Source organism: Enterobacter sp. kpr-6 (assembly GCF_900116015.1).
GTDB lineage: Bacteria > Pseudomonadota > Gammaproteobacteria > Enterobacterales > Enterobacteriaceae > Enterobacter_D.
The window spans coordinates 728,068-745,579 of record NZ_FOYH01000002.1 but is presented as its reverse complement, the minus strand read 5'-3'; the positions used below and the strand labels follow the sequence as shown (position 1 = coordinate 745,579).

Here is a 17,512-nt window from a genome sequence, read left to right as displayed (position 1 = left end):
ATCTGTGTTGTAGTGAAATCACAATGCCAAGTAAAACAATACAAATCAACATTAAAGGCGCGTCATAAAAAGAGTTTATTATGGTATTTACATTTAGTGATATGAATTTAAAGGGGATTTTAGATTTATTGCTTTTGTGGGTATTTGTTGTTTTGTGATGGGGTTCAAATGAACACAGAAAGGAAGGGAATATTTCAACCATATCCTGAAATAAAAACGCCCGATGAGGCTCATCAGGCGTTTTACAGGCAACTGGCTGTCAATCTGGAAGGGGACTCATCACACCAGCCGGGCAATTTCCGCCTGAAACGGCGCGATATCACCGATGTTAGCGGCGACCCACTGCGGATTGTAATAGGTGTCGAGATAGCGCTCGCCGCTGTCGCACAGCAGGGTGACAATCGATCCCGTCTCGTCTGCGTCGCGCATTCTTGCCGCCAGGTGCAGCGCCCCCCACATGTTCGTCCCGGTGGACGCGCCCACTTTGCGCCCGAGCTGGGTTTCAAGCCACTGCGCGGTAGCAACGCTGGCAGCATCCGGCACGCGCAGCATCTCATCCACCACGTCCGGGATAAACGACGGTTCCACGCGCGGGCGGCCAATCCCTTCAATCTTGCTCCCGACCGGGCTTTGCAGGCTGGCGTCGCGGGACTGCCAGTAATCAAGGAACACCGAGTTCTGCGGATCGACCACCATCAGCCGGGTGTCATAACCCTGGCAGCGCAGATAGCGCCCGATCGTCGCCGAGGTGCCGCCCGTGCCAGCGCTCATCACAATCCATTCCGGCACCGGGTGCGGTTCGCGCTCCATCTGGCGGAAAATGCTGTCAGCAATATTGTTATTGCCGCGCCAGTCAGTCGCGCGTTCGGCAAAGGTGAACTGATCCATATAGTGCCCGCGCAATTCCCGCGCCAGCATTTCCGAGGCGGCGTAGATTTCGCAGGCGCTTTCCACGAAGTGACAGCGCCCGCCGTAAAATTCAATCTGCTCAATTTTGCGTTTCGCGGTGCATGAGGGCATCACGGCGATAAACGGCAGCCCGAGCAGGCGGGCAAAATAGGCTTCTGATACTGCCGTCGAGCCGGATGAAGACTCAATGATTGGCGTGCCCTCTTTGATCCAGCCGTTGCACAGGCCATACAAAAACAGCGACCGCGCCAGACGGTGTTTCAGGCTACCGGTCGGGTGGGTGCTTTCATCTTTTAAATAGATCGCAATACCCGGAAACCCCGGCAGGGCCAGGCGAATAAGATGTGTGTCCGCCGAACGCTGATAGTCGGCGTTAATTTCGCTGATGGCGTGTTTCACCCAGGTGCTGTTCATGGTGCCTTTCCGTTTGTCATTTTGTGCCCAGATTAGCCTAAAGCCTGGAAAAAATTGTTGCCATTTAACCTTTGAATTAGACTGTAAGGAGAAAGTTATTCTCCCGGAGGGGGCGATGTTAGATAAAATTGACAGAAAGTTGCTCGCGCTGCTGCAAACCGACTGCACCCTCTCTTTGCAGGCGCTGGCGGATGCCGTTAATCTGACCACCACACCCTGCTGGAAGCGCCTTAAACGGCTGGAAGATGACGGCGTGCTGGTGGGCCGCGTGGCGCTACTGGATGCCGAAAAACTTGGGCTCGGTCTGACGGCGTTTGTGCTGATCAAAACCCAGCATCACAGCAGCGACTGGTACTGCCGCTTTGTCTCCGTCGTGGATGCCATGCCGGAAGTTTTAGGATTCTGGCGTATGGCGGGCGAATACGATTACCTGTTACGTGTACAGGTGGCTGACATGAAGCGCTATGATGATTTCTACAAGCGACTGGTGAACAGCGTGCCTGGGCTGTCGGATGTCACCTCAAGTTTCGCCATGGAACAGATTAAATACACCACGGCATTACCCGTTGAATAACTCCCCCGGCCCGCAACACCCGCCGGAAAACCACGTTCAGGAAGCGACCGCGTGCGATTATTTGCTCAATTAAGCTGGTACTTTCGCCGGGAATGGCGACGCTATCTCGGTGCCGTAGCCCTGCTTATCATCATTGCCATTTTGCAGTTGATCCCGCCGAAAGTGGTGGGCTATGTGGTGGATGGCGTGACCAAAGAACACTACACCACTACCCATGTGCTGATGTGGATCGGCACGCTGGTGCTGGTCGCCATCGTGATCTATTTACTGCGCTACGTCTGGCGCGTGCTGCTGTTCGGCGCGTCCTATCAGCTCGCCGTCGAACTGCGCGAAGACTTCTACCGCCAGTTAAGCCGCCAGCACCCGGAATTTTATCTGCGCCACCGTACCGGCGACTTAATGGCGCGCGCCACTAACGACGTTGACCGCGTGGTGTTTGCCGCAGGCGAGGGCGTGCTGACGCTGGTGGATTCGCTGGTGATGGGCTGCGTGGTGCTGATAGTGATGTCCACCCAGATTAGCTGGCAGTTGACGCTGCTGGCGCTGCTGCCGATGCCGATCATGGCCATCGTCATTAAACGCTACGGCGATCAGCTCCACAGCCGTTTTAAGCTGGCGCAGGCGGCGTTTTCGTCACTGAACGACCGCACGCAAGAGAGCATGACCAGCATCCGCATGATCAAAGCCTTTGGTCTGGAAGATCGCCAGTCGGCGCTGTTTGCCGAGGACGCGGCCGACACCGGGCGCAAAAACATGAAGGTTGCCCGCGTCGATGCCCGCTTTGATCCCACGATTTATATCGCCATCGGCATGGCAAACCTGCTGGCGATTGGCGGCGGTAGCTGGATGGTGGTGAACGGTTCGCTGACCCTCGGCCAGTTGACCAGTTTTACCATGTATCTGGGCCTGATGATCTGGCCGATGCTGGCGCTGGCATGGATGTTCAATATCGTCGAGCGCGGCAGCGCCGCTTACAGCCGTATCCGCGATATGCTGGCGGAAGCGCCGGTGGTGAATGACGGCAGCGAACCGGTGCCGGAAGGGCGGGGCGATCTTAGCGTGGCGATCCGTGAATTCCGCTACCCGCAAACTGAAAAGCCCTCCCTGTGCGGGGTAAATTTCACCCTTAAACCGGGCCAGATGCTCGGTGTCTGCGGCCCGACCGGGGCCGGGAAAAGCACGCTGCTGACGCTGATCCAGCGCCATTTTGATGTGGAGCAGGGAGAGATTTGCTTCCACGGCATCGCACTGCCGCGCCTGAAGCTCGACGCGTGGCGCAGCCGTCTGGCGGTGGTCAATCAGACGCCGTTTTTATTCTCCGACACCGTGGCGAATAACATTGCGCTGGGTAATCCCGGTGCGACGCAACAAGAAATTGAACATGTCGCCCGGCTGGCGAGCGTCCATGATGACATTCTCCGGCTGCCGCAGGGTTACGATACCGAAGTGGGCGAGCGCGGGGTGATGCTCTCTGGCGGGCAAAAACAGCGTATTTCTATCGCCCGCGCGCTGCTGCTTAACGCGGAAATCCTGATCATGGACGACGCGCTCTCCGCCGTTGACGGGCGCACCGAGCACGACATTCTGCACAACCTGCGCCAGTGGGGAGAAGGGCGCACGGTGATCATCAGCGCCCACCGCCTGTCGGCGCTGACCGAAGCCAGCGAAATTCTGGTGATGCAGCACGGGCATATCGTCCAGCGCGGCCATCATGAACAACTCTCGCAACAGCCCGGCTGGTATCGGGACATGTATCGCTATCAGCAACTGGAAGCGGCGCTGGATGACGCGCCGGAAGAGAAAGAGGATCTTGCCAATGCGTAGTTTTGGGCAGCTCTGGCCGACGTTAAAACGCCTGCTGGTGTACGGCAAACCCTGGCGTAAACCGCTGACGAGGGCGGTAGTGATGCTGTGGATCGCGGCGATTGCCGAAGTCTCCGGCCCGGCGCTGATCAGCTATTTCATCGATAACATGGTCGCCAAAAGCTATTTACCGCTGGGGTTACTGGCGGGGATGGCGGCGGTCTACATCGGCCTGCAACTGCTGGCGGCCTGGCTGCACTATGCGCAATCGCTGCTGTTTAACGAGGCGGCGGTAGGCGTGGTGCAAAAGCTGCGCACCGACGTGATGGACGCCGCGCTGCGCCAGCCGCTTAACGCATTTGACACCCAACCCGTCGGGCAGTTGATCTCCCGCGTGACCAACGACACCGAGGTGATCCGCGACCTTTACGTTACCGTTGTTGCCACCGTCCTGCGCAGTGCGGCGCTGGTTGGCGCAATGCTGGTGGCGATGTTTACCCTCGACTGGCGAATGGCGCTGGTGGCGATCACCATTTTCCCGGCGGTGCTGATTGTGATGGCGATTTACCAGCGCTACAGCACGCCGATTGTGCGCCGCGTGCGCACCTATCTCGCAGACATCAACGACGGCTTTAACGAAGTGATCAACGGCATGGGCGTGATCCAGCAGTTTCGCCAGCAAGCGCGCTTCGGTGAGCGGATGAGTGACGCCAGCCGTTCGCACTATATGGCGCGAATGCAGACGTTGCGTCTGGACGGTTTTTTACTGCGCCCGCTGTTGAGCCTCTTCTCCGCGCTGGTGCTGTGCGGCCTGCTGATGCTGTTCGGTTTTACCTCCGTAGGGACCATTGAAGTCGGCGTCCTGTATGCTTTTATCAGCTATCTGGGTCGCCTCAACGAACCGCTGATCGAACTGACGACCCAGCAGTCGATGCTTCAGCAGGCGGTGGTAGCCGGTGAGCGGGTGTTTGAGCTGATGGACCGACCGCGCCAGACCTACGGCGAGGACATCGCCCCGCTGAAAAGCGGTGAAATTGATATTCGCGATCTGTCATTTGCTTACCGCGACGATCGACTGGTGTTACAGGACATCAGCCTGACCATTCCGTCACGCAGTTTTGTCGCGCTGGTCGGGCATACCGGCAGCGGGAAAAGCACCCTCGCGTCGCTGATGATGGGCTATTACCCGCTGACCAAAGGCGAAATTCGCCTCGACGGGCGACCGCTTTCAACGTTAAGTCACAGCACGCTGCGCAAGGGTGTGGCCATGGTCCAGCAGGACCCGGTGGTGATGGCTGACTCCTTCTTTGCCAACGTCACGCTCGGGCGTGACATTAGCGAGGAGCAGGTCTGGCAGGCGCTGGAAACGGTGCAACTGGCGGATCTGGCACGGGGGATGCGCGAAGGCATTCACACCCGACTGGGCGAGCAGGGCAATAATCTCTCCGTCGGCCAGAAGCAGCTTCTGGCGCTGGCGCGGGTGCTGGTCGATACCCCGCAAATCCTGATTCTGGATGAAGCGACGGCGAATATCGACTCCGGCACCGAGCAGGCGATTCAGCAGGCGCTGGCGGCGGTACGCGAGCACACTACGCTTGTAGTGATCGCGCACCGGCTCTCCACCATTGTCGAGGCGGATACCATTCTGGTGCTGCATCGCGGGCAGGCGGTGGAGCGCGGAACCCATCAGCAACTCCTGAGTGCACAGGGGCGCTACTGGCAGATGTACCAGCTCCAGCTTGCGGGTGAGGAACTGGCGGCGAGCGCAAAAGAAGAATCGCTTATCGCCTGATGCACCATAAGCAGGCACTCTACTGACAGGCACCTCAGTTGGTGCAATTTGATAACGCACCGTGCACCGCCATGGTGCGTTTTTCTTTTCCAGGAACAATCTTAATCCCGATCACACTTTTCCATTCTGTAAACGTCCCTTATCGGACGCCGTTAAACGACTGAAAATTTCCTTCTTTTCATTTCTGGCACACCGCTTGCAATACCCGTTACGTGTTCGCTGCGGCTCTTACCGAATTCTGCCTGGAGGAAATTTATGAAGCTGGTTACCGTGGTCATTAAGCCTTTTAAACTCGAAGACGTGCGTGAAGCGCTCTCTTCCATTGGTATTCAGGGGCTGACCGTTACTGAAGTGAAAGGCTTCGGGCGTCAGAAAGGTCACGCTGAGCTGTATCGTGGTGCGGAGTACAGCGTTAACTTCCTGCCAAAAGTGAAGATCGACGTGGCAATTGCTGACGATCAGCTCGATGAAGTCATCGACGTGATCAGCAAAGCGGCCTACACCGGAAAAATTGGCGACGGCAAAATTTTCGTTGCCGAGTTGCAACGCGTCATTCGTATTCGTACTGGCGAAGCCGACGAAGCGGCGCTTTAAGCCTGCATTCAGTAATAGGGATGGGAAAAATGAAGAAAACAACCTTAAACATTGCGCTCGCCGCCCTCGCATTACTGCCGGGCCTCGCGCTGGCTGCACCGGCAGTCGCTGATAAAGCCGACAACGCCTTTATGATGATCTGCACCGCGCTGGTGCTGTTTATGACCATTCCCGGCATTGCGCTGTTTTACGGCGGCCTGATCCGCGGTAAAAACGTGCTGTCGATGCTCACTCAGGTCACCGTGACCTTCGCGCTGGTCTGCATTCTGTGGGTGGTGTATGGCTACTCGCTGGCGTTTGGCGAGGGCAACAACTTCTTCGGCAGCTTCAACTGGGCGATGCTGAAAAACATCGAACTGACCGCTGTGATGGGCAGCTTCTATCAGTACATTCATGTGGCGTTCCAGGGCTCTTTCGCCTGCATCACCGTTGGCCTGATTGTGGGCGCGCTGGCTGAGCGTATTCGCTTCTCCGCCGTGCTGATTTTTGTGGTGGTGTGGATGACCCTCTCCTATGTGCCGATTGCACACATGGTCTGGGGCGGCGGCCTGCTGGCCTCGCACGGCGCGCTGGACTTCGCGGGCGGCACCGTTGTACACATCAACGCCGCGGTAGCGGGCCTGGTGGGGGCTTACCTGATTGGCAAACGCGTGGGCTTCGGCAAAGAAGCGTTCAAACCGCACAACCTGCCGATGGTGTTTATCGGTACTGCGATCCTGTATGTCGGCTGGTTCGGCTTTAACGCCGGTTCAGCCAGTGCGGCGAACGAAATCGCAGCGCTGGCGTTCGTTAATACCGTGGTAGCGACAGCCGCAGCGATTCTGGCCTGGGTGTTCGGCGAGTGGGCGCTGCGCGGTAAACCGTCTCTGCTGGGTGCCTGTTCCGGTGCTATCGCTGGTCTGGTCGGCGTGACGCCTGCCTGTGGTTACATCGGTGTCGGCGGCGCGATGATCGTCGGTCTGGCTGCCGGCCTGGCGGGTCTGTGGGGTGTGACCATGCTTAAACGCTGGCTGCGCGTGGACGACCCGTGCGATGTGTTCGGTGTGCACGGCGTGTGCGGTATCGTAGGCTGCGTGCTGACCGGTATCTTCGCCTCCTCAGCGCTGGGCGGCGTGGGCTTCGCCGAGGGCGTGACCATGGGCCATCAGGTGCTGGTCCAGCTTGAAAGCATCGCGATTACCGTGGTGTGGTCGGGTGTAGTGGCCTTCCTCGGCTACAAAGTGGCAGACATGACCGTTGGGCTGCGCGTACCGGAAGACCAGGAACGCGAAGGTCTGGACGTCAACAGCCACGGCGAGAACGCGTACAACGCCTGATAGTGAGTATCTCCATAAGCAAGAAAGCCCCCTGCGAAGGGGGCTTTTTGGTTTTTGCGGCTTACACCCTCACCCCGGCCCTCTCCCTGAGGGAGAGGGGGGAAGGGCGGGTACGGGGGGTTTTTATCCCCTCTCCCTTAGGGAGAGGGAGAAGAGCGGGTCCGGGAGGTTTTCGTCCCCTCTCCCTCAGGGAGAGGGTTAGGGTGAGGGTGAAAAATCAATTACGGTTCCGCATTACCCCTTCCTGCACCGTTGACGCCACCAGCACACCGTCCTGGGTGTAAAACTCGCCGCGTACAAAGCCGCGCGCGCTGGACGCCGAGGTGCTTTCCACGCTGTACAGCAGCCACTCATTCATATTGAACGGGCGGTGGAACCACATCGAATGGTCGATGGTCGCCACCTGCATTCCGCGTTCCAGAAAACCGACGCCGTGGGGCTGGAGCGCCACTGGCAGGAAGTTGAAGTCAGAGGCATAACCCAGCAGATACTGATGCACGCGCGTGTCTTCCGGCACCGGGCCGTTGGCGCGGATCCACACCTGACGAGCGGGCTCTGCAACGTGACCTTTCATCGGGTTATGGAATTCGACCGGGCGGATCTCCAGCGGCTTGTCACAGAGAAACTTCTCTTTCACCTGCGGGGGCAGCAGGTGCGCCAGCGAGCGGGCGATGTCAGTTTCCGACGGCAGATCGTCCGGGGCCGGGGCAGCAGGCATCGTTTTTTGATGCTCATAGCCCGGCTCCGGTGCCTGGAACGAGGCGGTCATATAAAAAATCGGCTTCCCGTTCTGGATCGCCGCCACGCGTCGGGCGCTAAAACTGTTGCCGTCGCGCAGTACTTCCACATCGTAAATAATCGGTTTCTGGCTGTCGCCCGGACGTAAAAAATAGCTGTGGAATGAGTGCACAAGGCGCTCTGCCGGTACAGTCTCTTTTGCGGCATACAACGCCTGGCCGACGACCTGACCACCAAACACCTGGCGAAGGCCCAAATCTTCGCTTTGACCGCGAAACAGACCCTCTTCAATTTTTTCCAGATTCAGTAATGTCAGCAAATTGCTCAGGGCTTGACTCATAGGTGTCCTCAATAAAATAAAAGTCATCTGACCAGTCTCTCAGGCTCCAGTATAACGCAGAATCGGCGCTGGTCGGAGGGGTGCAATAATCTGAATAAAGAGGTTTTTCCAGGCAGAAATCAGTGATGTGTGCCACACTCAATGGCGTTATCAAAGTGTTAACCACTGATTTCTGGCAGGAATCAACGCCTGCTGGTGCATTGATGATAAGGAGAACTCAATGAAACTCGTGCACATGTTAAGTGGTTTAGCGGTAGCTGTTTCTCTGGCGGCCTGTGCTGATAAAAGCGCAGATATCCAGACTCCCGCACCGAACCCAAACACCTCTATTAACGCAACTGCGTCAACTATTCAGCAGCCTAATGTGACTGGTACTGTCTGGATCCGTCAGAAAGTTGCGCTGCCACCGGATGCGGTCCTGACCGTGACTCTGGCAGATGCCTCACTGGCTGATTCTCCGTCGAAAGTCATTGCTCAGAAAGCCGTGCGTACCGAGGGTAAACAGGCACCGTTCAGCTTCGTGCTGCCGTTTAACCCGGCCGACGTACAGCCTAACGCGCGCATTCTGTTGAGTGCGGCGATCACGATTGATGACAAACTGACGTTTGTGACCGATACCGTGAAACCGGCGATCAATGAGGGCGGTACCAAAATCGACCTCAACCTGGTACCGGTGCAGCAAACCGCGATCCCGATGCAGGAAAGTGGTGGTTCGGCGACGACCGTGCCGTCGACCTCTCCGACTCAGGTTGTGCCTTCCGCATCAACCCCGGCCCCGACACAGATGTAAATCTGTTTGCCCGGCAGTCTTTTTCTGCCGGGCAGGTTCCCCTCTAATACACCCACCGATAGCGCTGCATATCGATCTTGCCGCTGCCTGACACCTGTATCCCTTCTGCCAGTAATGCCTGCCGCTGACGCTGAAGATCCGGCCCGGTGAGCGAAATCGTGCCATGGCGATTCACCACCCGATGCCAGGGCAGAGTGCTGCCTTCCGGTAAGCGCTTTAATACGCCGCCCACCTGACGCGCCGCCCTTGGGGAACCCGCCAGACGCGCCACGTCGCCATAGGTGGTGACGTAACCTTCCGGGATAGAAGCAACGATTTGCCAGACGCGCTGCGGGAAAGAGTCGTGTGAGTCCATAGCATTATCCTGAGTGATGAATCTTCAGGATAAACAGCCTGTTCCCGACTGTGAAGAGGCGTTTGCGCAATAAACCAGCATACGACAGGCCGCGGCTTGCAATTGCCGGGGCGTACAGGGATAATGCGCTGGCGCGTTGGTTAACAACGCTCTCAATGGGGGCTCTGTTGGTTCTCCCGCAACGCTACTCTGTTTACCAGGTCAGATCCGGAAGGAAGCAGCCAGAGCAGATGACGTGTGTGCCGGGATGTAGCTGGCAGGGCCCCCACCCATTTCTGGCATTCGCCCGCTCAATCTCTCCGGTTAACTTTGCTTCAGCCGCGCTCCGCTCGCACGCTTCTGGCTATCCGCATCATTTAATACACTTTTTTCTGCGAATACTGATAATAAAAACATGTGCTAAAAAACAGTGTTGACATATTTAACAAACGCGCTAGATTTAAGGTTAACGGCGGCGGTAACATTGCTATCCGTTAAATGAAGTATTATTGAACGTGTTTTAAAGAAGTTGTGATTTATTAATGCGATAAAGGCCACGAAGTATTTGTAGTTTGGGAACATCGGCGAAGAGAATAAGCTCCTGACTCTCCCGATGATGCTTTAAGGCCACGTAGTCAGTTTCTACAATCGCAGGGTGTGAACGTATCGCGATGATGTAAGGCTATGTTTCACATGTGTTTTGTGTGTTGCGTTACATTGAGGGTTGATGTTTAAAGCGCAACGGAAATAAAGCCACGCATCAAAGAGTATATATCGCGAAGGGGGAATGTACCGTTGTGAAATTTGACGTGTACATTTTTAAGCAGTACTAAAAGCAGTACCTTGTAGTTAAGTTATTTAATGTTAAACCTAAGTGTAGTAGTAACCTAAAGGCCCTGACTATTCCAGTTGGGGCCTTTATCATTTTCGGGCTATCCAAAACCCAGGCGAATATACATTTGCTTCGATCGCTGCGGGTTCGCTGTGTTATTTCCCACCGCGTCTCGCATATTTTTCATGCTGAGATAATTCTTAATGCCCCTGTTTTTCAGAAGGGGTTTATCCGGCACTTCATTTGTCCATAAATAATCCATGGGTATCCATGCTGGACCCGGGTGATATGATTTCCTTATCGGTCATCGCTTCCTCACCCATCCTGATTATTAACGGTTGTGTATATTAATTGTGCGTAATGTACTCATTTAAAACGATTTTTAGCGTAGCAATGCAGTCGGGGTGATTAATTTCACCCGCCTCGTCACTTTTTATAGAAAGAATTTTTTGAACAGGTATATTAATATTTTGCCAGTCCCGCTCGCCAGAGCAAATAAATGAAAGAGCTATGCTATGGAACGTACTGTTTATGTGGTTGATGATGACCCGTCTGTCATCGCTGCGTTAAGCAATCTTCTTCTCGCAGAAGGTTACGCTGTTTCATCCTTCACTTCGCCCCAGGTTTTTTTGTCTCACCCGCACTATCCCTCGCCCTGCTGTTTGATCGTGGATTTAAACATGCCGGATGTGAACGGGCTTGATGTGACGCGGGCGTTGCGCGAGCAGGGCTACTCCATTCCGTCGATTTTTCTCACTGGCTACGGCACCATTCCGGTGACGGTACAGGCGATGAAAGCCGGGGCCTGTGAATTTCTCACCAAGCCCGTGCTGCCCGATCCGCTGCTGCTGGCAGTAGCCGAGGCGATGGCGGTTTCCGAAGCCGAAATGTCAGCCTCGGAAGAAAAGCGGGAACTTATTGAGCGCACCCGGACACTGACGCTGCGCGAGACGGAGGTGATGCAACTGGTGGTCACCGGGCTTTTGAACAAGCAGATTGCCGCTGAAATGGGCATCAGTGAAATCACCGCCAAAGTGCACCGGCGGCGGGTGATGGAAAAAATGAAAGTCCGCACGCTCTCCGATCTGGTCAAAGCCACCGAAAAGCTTAATCTCAGCAAAGTCAGGAGTTAGCCGCCTCCTGCACCACCGGCAGGGTGAACCAGAATACGCTCCCGCCGCCATCGTTATTGGTTGCGCTGAGCTTACCGCCATGGCGCTTGATGATCTCAGCGCTGATGGTCAGCCCCATCCCCATTCCTTCGGCTTTGGTGGTAAAGAAGGAATCAAAAATCTTCTCGATCACCTCATCACTCAGCCCGGTTCCGTTATCCGACACCTCAAACTGGATCAGGTCCGGTTGAGGATTGAAGGAGGCGAGGCGCAGCCGCCGCGTGCCGCCATTCTCCGACATCGCATCCATGGCGTTAATCACCAGATTGAGCAACACCTGCTGGATCTGCACGCTCTCGCAGAAAATATGGTCGTTCTCCGCCTGTAGCGCTAACTCAAGGGAGATGAAGCGCCGTTCAAGCTCCAGCCGCGACAGCGAGCGGATATCCCGCGCCAGCGTGTGCAGCCGCGTATAGACAAATTCAGCTTCGTGATTACGCGTCAGCGCCTGCAATCCACGGATGATCTCGCCCGCGCGTTTGCCTTCGTTGATCACTTCCTGAACGCTGTTGAGGGCGTGGTCCAGATGCTGGGGATCGCGCCGCAGCCAGCGCAGCGCGGCACCCGCATTCGCCACAATCGACATCAGCGGCTGGTTGATCTCATGGGCAATAGAGGCGGTAAGCTGACCGACGGTGGTGGCGCGCGCCACCCGCGCCAGATCGGCCTGCGCGATGCGCACCGCATCCTCAGAATTACGCTGAAGAGTAATATCGGTAATGGTGCCGAAATACTCTTTCACCTCAGGCCAGCTCTCCACTGGTTCGCCGATGCCTTTAATACAGAGACACGCGCCGTCGGTGCGGATGATACGAAATTCCGCCTGCATCGGCTGACCGTTACGCACGCTGGTGGTGACCAGTTCGCTGATCGTGGGGCGGTCGTCCTGATGAACGCGGGTCAGAAAATCGGCCATCGACAGGCTGTCCTGGCGCTCCGGCAGGCCGACGATCCGCCGGTACTCTTCCGACAGCAGCATGATGTCCTGCTCGAGATGCCAGTGCCAGGTTCCGGTGTGACTGATTTTTTCACCGAGCATCAGCGATTTCTGGCTGGCGCGAAGCTGTTTTTCAATTTTGCGCCGCTGGATGTTTTCGTCCAGCAGTTCGGCATACAGCCTCGCCGTTTCCAGCGACACCGCCGCCTGCGCCGCCAGCATTGAGACGATCCGCGAATGCTCGGTGGTGAAGATATCGGGCAGCAGGCGGTTTTCCAGATACAGCACCCCGACCATCTGCGCCTGTTTAAACATCGGCACGCACATCACCGCCGCGCCGGAAGCGACCAGATAGTGATCCTGACTGAACGGGCTGAAGGTGTCCGGCTTGCCGGTGCGGATCTCCTGCCCGGTGCGGATCACCGCCGACAGCACCGAGAGCGGCAGATCCGTCGCCAGCGGCGTCTCTTTGACGATATTGACTTTAATGCCATCGGCGGTGGTGATCGCCCGCGCTTCGATTTCCGGGATCGTGCCGTTAACCAGGCGAATGAGCAGGCATTGCTGCGCCCCGGCCCGCTCGACCAGCATGATCATCAGGGTGTTGATCAGGCGATTAAGATTGATCTCTTCCGTCAGGGCGCGGATGGCGGTGACCAGCCCCTGCAAATCCCCGACAGCCGCATTCTGCGCAAAAGAGACGGTATCCAGCGCCGTCTGGCTGCCCTGGCTCACCAGATGCGGGTAGCGGTGTTCTAACTGGCGCACTTTCGCCCCGGCACCCCACAATTCCCAGGCGTTCATCGCCCCTTTGATGTAGGCCTCGGACGCAAAGCGCATCCCGTTCGCCGCCGCGAGGCGCGCAGCAAGCTCGCAGGCCAGCGCGTGAATCGGGTGAAATTGCCCTTCACGGGCCAGCGTCATTGCGGATTCATATTTTTCCGCCGCCCCGGTGCTGTCGCCCGCCAGCCGCAGCATTTCGGCCTGAAGCAGCGCCGCTTTATCGGAAAAGGTTTTGGTATTTTCCGCACACCAGGTGGTGATTTTGTCGAAATGCCGCGTGAGTTGTTGCCGATCGTCCGGGGTGACCTCCTGCGGCTCCAGCGGTACCGCCAGGGCCAGCGCGCTGTACAAATGAAAATCCAGCATATGAATATGACCGGGAATAAAGTCAGTCAGCGGCGCGGCCTCCAGAAAACAGCGGCGGGCCTGGTGATATTCTCCGGCAAAAAAGTGCGCTTTGCCCTTATACAGCCGGGACCAGAACTGCATCAGGAAAACAGGCTCAACCGCTCTGCCATGCTCCTCCATGTGCAGCGTGGGCGGGATAAAATGCTCGCCCGAAAACGCCTCGTCCCCCGGTTTTCTCAGGAATAGCACGTAATCGCGCTGCATTTGCAGGATCACTTCCACGTCGCGGTAGCGGGCTTTACGCACATAGCTTAACCCCCGGTCGATGGAGGTCTGCACGCCGTCGAGGTGATCGCCCCGCGTCAGGTAGTTCATGATGATATGGCGCAGTGCGAGGCAGGCCGTGGTGCGATCGCCGATTTCAACGGCGACATCAAAGGTGGCTTTGGCCCGCTCAATGGCATAGGTCACCGGCATCGTCCAGATACTGACCTGATCGAGCGGCAGCAGCGTGCGGGCTTTAAAACTGGCGAAATCGTGTTTGTACACCAGCTGGCGGGCCAGCAGCGTGCTGGCAAATCCTCGACTGTACTCGTCGTAGTGATCGCCGCACAGCACGCCATACCACGCCAGCGCAAAAGTCGATGCCCCGGTGATCCCTTTTGCCAGCGTGAGGTGCAGCAGCTTGCACAGGATCATAAATTGCAGACGCGGGCTGATAAACGCCGCGTAGGTGCTGGCACTGGCCATCAGGTTCATCACCGCTTCGGTTTCCCGGCAGGTGACTTTCGCCAGCGCCCGGAAGCGGGTGTACGGGTTAGTGCCAACATCCTCTTTCAGCAACACGCGGGCGGCGTCGCACTCGGCCTTGTCAGGATGACGGTTTAAATCGATGCCGAAAACCGCCAGCCAGGCGATTGCCGTTTCCAGCGCCAGTTGACTATCCGACTGGCGCATGTGGATTTCCGCCATCAGGCAGGCGGCCACCGCTTTATCTTCCAGTTCGCCCGGCGCGCTGAGCAGCGCCGAACAGCGCTCGCGTGCGGCGGTCAGGTTGCCGCTTAAAAACTCGCACTCGGCTTCCTCAAGCAAAAATTGCGCGTTGATCTCCGGGCTGACAAGGGCATGCAACACATGCGCGGTGTGAATAAAACGCAGGGAAGAGACATAATCGCCGGTGATTTTCGCCCGTTTCACCGCCTTCAGGATCAGCGCCGCAAACGCGTCCGCCTCCTGGCTTAACAGCGCGCTATTTTTTATCGCCGCCAGATGATGCACCGCGCGGAACAGCGGCTCATCGGCGATGGCGTCCCCGGCCATTTCTGCCTGGGTGCGGGCCGCGATATGGTGGATTCGATCTTTTTCATCTGCCGGGACGCTCGCCAGCGCCGCGTCCAGCACGCTGGTGTGCATAAACGCAAATTTTTCAGCGGAAAGCGAAATCAGCCGGGCGCTGGCGGCGGGCGCTAAATCCCCCATCAGTTCACTGACTGACGCGGCAAGAATGTGCGCCGCCAGCGGCATATTTCCGCTCCCGCCAAGGCAGGCAATCTGCCCCAGACGCTGACGGGCGAGGGGCGGCAGGGTTTCCAGGTGCTGAATGACCACCGAGGCCACGTTGTCGGAATAGTGGCATTGCAGGATCGCATGGCGGTCATAGGTCCATTTCTGCGGCTTCGGGCTGGAGATGAGCCCGTCCCGCACCGCCTGCCTGAACAGCTCATGGGTCAGAAGGGGATTGCCGCCGGTTTTCTCATGCAGCAGCATCGCCAGTTCCATGGTGTCGGTTTTTTTGCTGTGCATCAGGCCCGCCAGCCAGTGCGCGATGTGCTTCACCGACAGCGGCTCCGGCGTAATGTCTACCATCCGCGTGGCCGACGCGCGGATCTTCGCCACATTCTCCGCCACGGTCGGGCAGGGCATCGACACCGAATCACAGTGCGCGAGGATCAGCAGCAGCGGAATGTCATCGCTCAGGCGCAACAGATTCTGCAACAGTTGCAGCGTGGCCTGATCCGCCCAGTGCACGTCGTCGATCATAATGACCAGCGGCCTGCCGGGGGCGGCAAAGGCTTTGACCAGGCTGTAGGCCATGGAATTGAATTTGTCCCGCGCATCGAGGGAGTGCACCCCGGCGGGCAGGTGGGCTTTCTGATCGAGCAGGACGCCCAGTTCCGGCACCACGCTCACCGCCAGCCCGACGTAATCACCGAGCAACCGCTCAATGTGCAGACGCCAGCGCGCCATTTCAGCGGTCGGCAGACCGAGCAGATGCAGGGCAATGGTGCGAAACGCGGCGGTGAAAATCGCATAGGGCAACACCGGCGAGTGCCGATCGGCTTTCACCACGCTTAACAGCGACTGTTTCGGTTGCAGGACCTTCACTGACGACGCCACCAGCGAGGATTTCCCGCTGCCCGGCGCACCGGTAATCGTCACCAGCGCGTGTTTACCGCTGCTTTGCACCTGGTCATAGGCCGCCAGAATATCCGCCGCCTGCGGGTGATCGGAGTAGAGCGCATCCGACGCCAGCCCGGCGCGCGGCGTATCCTGTCGCCCAAGAGTAAAGGATTCCAGCACCCCGTCCGGCATCAGGTTGGACTGGCAGCGGCGCAGATCGGCCAGCAAACCTTCCGCCGTCTGATAGCGATTCTCCGGGCATTTTGCCAGCAGGCGCATCACGAGCGCGGAGAGTACAACCGGCACCTCTTTGCGTAACAGATGCGGCGGCAGCGGTTCGGAAGCGATGTGATGATGCACCCACTCCGCCTGCCCGCCGTCAGGACTGCCGTAGGGCAGGCGGCCGGTAAGCAGTTCATACAGCACAATCCCAAAGCTGTAGAGATCGCTCAGGCTGCTCACCGGGTGCGGCGTGCGCGTTGTGTGTTCAGGCGACATATAGGCCAGCGTTCCGCCTGCGACGGTCAACTCTGGCGGGTGCGGCAGATCTGAGGCGATGGTGGTCAGGCCAAACCCGGTGAGCAGATAGTGCCCCTCAGTGAGGCTGACAAAGTGGGCGGGCTTGATATCGCCATGAATCAGCCCGCTTTGATGCATCAGGCTGAGCGGCGTGGCAAGGGCAATCGCGTGCGTCAGGAAATCGGTCAGCGTGCCGACGGGTATATAGAGTGTGTCTGAGAGGGTTCGCCGGGTCAGCGCAGGATAAATCAGCGCGTAGCGTCCCTGATACCCGGTATGCCGCAGCGGTTTTAGCGCCCAGCTTTCCACCAGACGATCGCGCAGGGCAAACTCATTTTTCAGCCGCTGCGTGACCGATAATTCTGCTTCCTCACTGGCGGCCATGGCCAGAGAAAAGGTTTCGCCCGTTGCGCTGTCGCGGCCTAACAGCCACTCAATATTGCCTTCCTGCGCCAGCGGACTAAAGACGATTTCTTCCGACAGCGTATAGCTGTCCTGTTCAGTAGCCGGGTGAAGCAGCGTGCTGTTCATTGACTTCCCTCATAGCGAGAAAACGTCCGATGAATGTGTTCAAAAAGCGTATCAATGTCGAGAGGCTTAGGCAAAAAGGTAATCGCACCGAGGGAGATGGCATACCAGAGCATGTTTTCGTCTCCGTTGCCGGAGATGATAATGCCCGGCGGTTTTTCAACGCGACGCTTCAGCTCTTTAAAGAGCTCAAAGCCGGACATGCCTTTCAGCTCGACATCAATGATAAACAGCGCCGCATCCTTCAGCGCTGCCTCATCAGTAAGGAGTGCTTCAGCCGACTCGAATACCTGCGTGGTGTAGCCATCAGACTCCAGTAAATTGCCCAGAGCGGTTCGGACAGAACGCTCGTCATCAACGACCACAATACGCTTCGACAGCTTCATGCT

The 17,512-nt window shown here is 57.3% G+C and carries 12 protein-coding genes and 1 other RNA gene; 8 read left to right on the top strand and 5 right to left on the bottom strand.

The genetic code is table 11. From position 1 onward, the window contains the following. Nucleotides 1–279: 279 nt before the first annotated feature. Nucleotides 280–1,323 (bottom strand): PLP-dependent cysteine synthase family protein, encoded by a 1,044-nt coding sequence (locus BM373_RS08250; RefSeq protein WP_090460931.1) that lies wholly within the window; start codon nucleotides 1,321–1,323, stop codon nucleotides 280–282. A gap of 115 nt (nucleotides 1,324–1,438) precedes the next feature. On the opposite strand from BM373_RS08250, the gene BM373_RS08245 reads away from it, so the two are divergent. From BM373_RS08245 to amtB, 5 genes are all read left to right on the top strand, one after another. Beyond that, nucleotides 1,439–1,897 carry an Lrp/AsnC family transcriptional regulator gene (locus BM373_RS08245; RefSeq protein WP_177220130.1) on the top strand — a complete coding sequence of 153 codons (459 nt, stop codon included), beginning with the start codon at nucleotides 1,439–1,441 and terminating at the stop codon, nucleotides 1,895–1,897. Between the two features lie 51 nt (nucleotides 1,898–1,948). Next, entirely contained in the window at nucleotides 1,949–3,721 is a 1,773-nt protein-coding gene (locus BM373_RS08240; RefSeq protein ID WP_090460929.1) for a SmdA family multidrug ABC transporter permease/ATP-binding protein, read from the top strand. Next, on the top strand, nucleotides 3,714–5,492 hold the full coding sequence (locus BM373_RS08235) for a SmdB family multidrug efflux ABC transporter permease/ATP-binding protein (protein ID WP_090460928.1): 1,779 nt from the start codon (nucleotides 3,714–3,716) through the stop codon (nucleotides 5,490–5,492). The genes BM373_RS08240 and BM373_RS08235 overlap by 8 nt, the downstream gene beginning before the upstream one ends. 255 nt (nucleotides 5,493–5,747) lie before the next feature. Next, nucleotides 5,748–6,086: a P-II family nitrogen regulator gene (gene glnK / locus BM373_RS08230; protein ID WP_002891893.1), complete on the top strand. Its 339-nt coding sequence runs from the start codon at nucleotides 5,748–5,750 to the stop codon at nucleotides 6,084–6,086. Nucleotides 6,087–6,115: 29 nt separating this feature from the next. Next, nucleotides 6,116–7,402 (top strand): ammonium transporter AmtB, encoded by a 1,287-nt coding sequence (amtB, locus tag BM373_RS08225; protein WP_090460927.1) that lies wholly within the window; start codon nucleotides 6,116–6,118, stop codon nucleotides 7,400–7,402. Between the two features lie 217 nt (nucleotides 7,403–7,619). Here the strand turns inward: amtB and tesB are convergent, their stop codons facing one another. Continuing rightward, nucleotides 7,620–8,480, bottom strand: a complete 861-nt coding sequence (tesB, locus tag BM373_RS08220) for an acyl-CoA thioesterase II (RefSeq protein ID WP_090460926.1) — start codon at nucleotides 8,478–8,480, stop codon at nucleotides 7,620–7,622. Between the two features lie 220 nt (nucleotides 8,481–8,700). Between tesB and BM373_RS08215 the strand changes: the two genes are divergently transcribed. Then, nucleotides 8,701–9,270: a YbaY family lipoprotein gene (locus tag BM373_RS08215; RefSeq protein WP_090460925.1), complete on the top strand. Its 570-nt coding sequence runs from the start codon at nucleotides 8,701–8,703 to the stop codon at nucleotides 9,268–9,270. A 43-nt stretch (nucleotides 9,271–9,313) separates the two neighbouring features. Here the strand turns inward: BM373_RS08215 and BM373_RS08210 are convergent, their stop codons facing one another. After that, nucleotides 9,314–9,625 carry an MGMT family protein gene (locus BM373_RS08210; RefSeq protein ID WP_256214598.1) on the bottom strand — a complete coding sequence of 104 codons (312 nt, stop codon included), beginning with the start codon at nucleotides 9,623–9,625 and terminating at the stop codon, nucleotides 9,314–9,316. A 165-nt stretch (nucleotides 9,626–9,790) separates the two neighbouring features. Here BM373_RS08210 and ffs point away from each other — a divergent pair. Then, nucleotides 9,791–9,887, top strand: an RNA gene (gene ffs / locus BM373_RS08205) — signal recognition particle sRNA small type. A gap of 1,064 nt (nucleotides 9,888–10,951) precedes the next feature. Next, nucleotides 10,952–11,569, top strand: coding sequence for a response regulator transcription factor (locus BM373_RS08200; RefSeq protein ID WP_090460923.1), 618 nt, complete (start codon nucleotides 10,952–10,954; stop codon nucleotides 11,567–11,569). On the opposite strand, the gene BM373_RS08195 is transcribed toward BM373_RS08200, so the two are convergent. Both BM373_RS08195 and BM373_RS08190 read right to left on the bottom strand, forming a co-directional pair. After that, nucleotides 11,559–17,126 (bottom strand): ATP-binding sensor histidine kinase, encoded by a 5,568-nt coding sequence (locus BM373_RS08195; RefSeq protein ID WP_090460922.1) that lies wholly within the window; start codon nucleotides 17,124–17,126, stop codon nucleotides 11,559–11,561. The two genes, BM373_RS08200 and BM373_RS08195, sit on opposite strands and share 11 nt — an antisense overlap. Continuing rightward, the gene (locus BM373_RS08190) at nucleotides 17,123–17,509 is read right to left on the bottom strand and encodes a response regulator (RefSeq protein ID WP_090460921.1); all 387 of its coding nucleotides are present in this window, start codon (nucleotides 17,507–17,509) and stop codon (nucleotides 17,123–17,125) included. Before BM373_RS08190 ends, BM373_RS08195 begins: the two co-directional genes overlap by 4 nt. Nucleotides 17,510–17,512: the final 3 nt, after the last annotated feature.